Here is a 1,765-nt window from a genome sequence, read left to right on the forward strand (position 1 = left end):
GTAACGTCTAATTACTTTGTCATTTCTATACATAATGTTTAAAATTATGTAGCCTTATTTCAGGACGGGTCAAAATGCACTACAACGTGTTTGTGTATGGTTTCGTTGCGTAGAGACTAAGATAGCAAAATGGAAAGAACCCATTGTTCAGCAACGAGGATTTTCCGAAAGGAAAATCAGAGCAATGAACTATACACGTTGTTACCACACGTATTTATTCAGTTTTTTGTTCAGTTAAATATTCAAAACTTTGTTCAAAATATTTTTTCATCGATTTATTCAAATACTGACTAAAATCAATTTCCTCATTCCTTTCTTTAGACAACCAAGCCATTGCGTAGGCGATTATTTGTTCAGGTAAATAACCTTGACTGCTCGATTGCCATCCAAATCCTTGAGAAGTAAATTGAAAACGAGAATTACCAATAAAAATTCCAAACCCGTAAGCGATTGCTGTAAAGTCAGTCAAAAATTCGTCATTTTCCTCTATTCTATTTTCTCCTAATAAAATCTGATGTGACAATTCGTGCGAGATTGTCGCTATTAATGAAATTGGATTTTTTAATTGTCCTCTTTCTATTGATATTATAGTTTCGTTTTCGGTCTGCTGATATGTTCCGCTTGCACTTTCCCAGCTTCCATTTATATTGGCAGGTGTTGTCAAAATTGTTCCGTCCGCCATTTCAATTGGCGAGTCAGAGAAGAATTCCAATTTTATATCAGCATCTTGTATATTCATAAGTTCCATTGTCCGCTCGAGTATGAATTTTGCATCTTTTTCAGTTCCGTCAAAGTCCTTTCGTAGAAATCTTTGGTTGGTGTTACTGTTCGGATTTCCATAAAATGTTCTTCTCCAAATTCAGTCCGTAACCAATTTAGGTCTTCATCAACCCAAACTTTGTCTTCTTTAGTGATCGGTAATTTTTTCTTTTTATTCCAGAACATTATTGGTTGGTCATATGTGTGGTAACGGTTGGGCTATGGTTTCGTTGTGGAATTGTCCGCTAGGACCATTCCGCGAGAACCAAGCGATGATTTAAAGGTAGGAATTTTCAGGGGAAAATTCCGCCACAATGAATTATAGCCGTTGTTAGCAACTGGTTTTTATTTTTTTGTGTTCGGCTTAATTTCAAAGTTACTGTTCAGATTGTACTTCCAATCGTCAGTAAATTCCATATAGTTTTTTCCGTCGATTGTTGTCAAAACCATTCCGTCAACACTTGCGATATAAAATTCATTCCAATATTGTATAAAGTCCGATGTTTTTACTTTTACAATAGGATCATTCCAATCCAACCAAGTATAAAGAAATTCAGATTTTGATAATTCACTTTTTTTCAACCAATCCGTTATTTCCGATTCGTTGTTTTCATAATCAAAAAAGAATTGATAATGGTTTTCCGATTTATTCCAGTCAACAGAAGAGTGGTCAATTCCCCAATTTTCCCCATTGTTGCTAATTCCTAATTCGGTCAGAAATTTATTGAATCCACGATCTTTTCCATCAATTTCAATTGACTCCAAAAAAGTCAGATGCTTATGTAAAAAATGTTTTTCATTGGTTAAAATTCCCATTGCTTTTTCAACTTGTTGCTAACGTTCGATGTATGGAATGTGCGGTTATGTGTGCGAGGATTTTCCGCAGGAAAATCAGAAGCTAGCAAAAAAGCACAGACCTTTGGTTTGGTACTAAAATAAGCATTTTCTATACATATTGTTGTGCACAGGTTATTTTATGTTTTAAAAGTTTTATAATCTGTTTTTT

The 1,765-nt window shown here is 34.4% G+C and carries 2 protein-coding genes; both read right to left on the bottom strand.

Annotated features, from left to right (window positions below; all coding sequences use genetic code 11):
- Positions 1–214: 214 nt before the first annotated feature.
- Positions 215–739: a hypothetical protein gene (locus Q0997_RS20090; RefSeq protein ID WP_299892483.1), complete on the bottom strand. Its 525-nt coding sequence runs from the start codon at positions 737–739 to the stop codon at positions 215–217.
- A gap of 365 nt (positions 740–1,104) precedes the next feature.
- Positions 1,105–1,575, bottom strand: a complete 471-nt coding sequence (locus Q0997_RS20095; protein ID WP_299892486.1) for a hypothetical protein — start codon at positions 1,573–1,575, stop codon at positions 1,105–1,107.
- Positions 1,576–1,765: the final 190 nt, after the last annotated feature.

Source organism: uncultured Lacinutrix sp. (assembly GCF_947500325.1).
Lineage (GTDB): Bacteria > Bacteroidota > Bacteroidia > Flavobacteriales > Flavobacteriaceae > Lacinutrix.

What these genes read in the sequence shown, in the direction of transcription:
- Q0997_RS20090 (WP_299892483.1), bottom strand. Translation starts at nt 739, where the DNA reads ATGAATATACAAGATGCTGATATAAAATTGGAATTCTTCTCTGACTCG.
- Q0997_RS20095 (WP_299892486.1), bottom strand. Translation starts at nt 1,575, where the DNA reads ATGGGAATTTTAACCAATGAAAAACATTTTTTACATAAGCATCTGACT.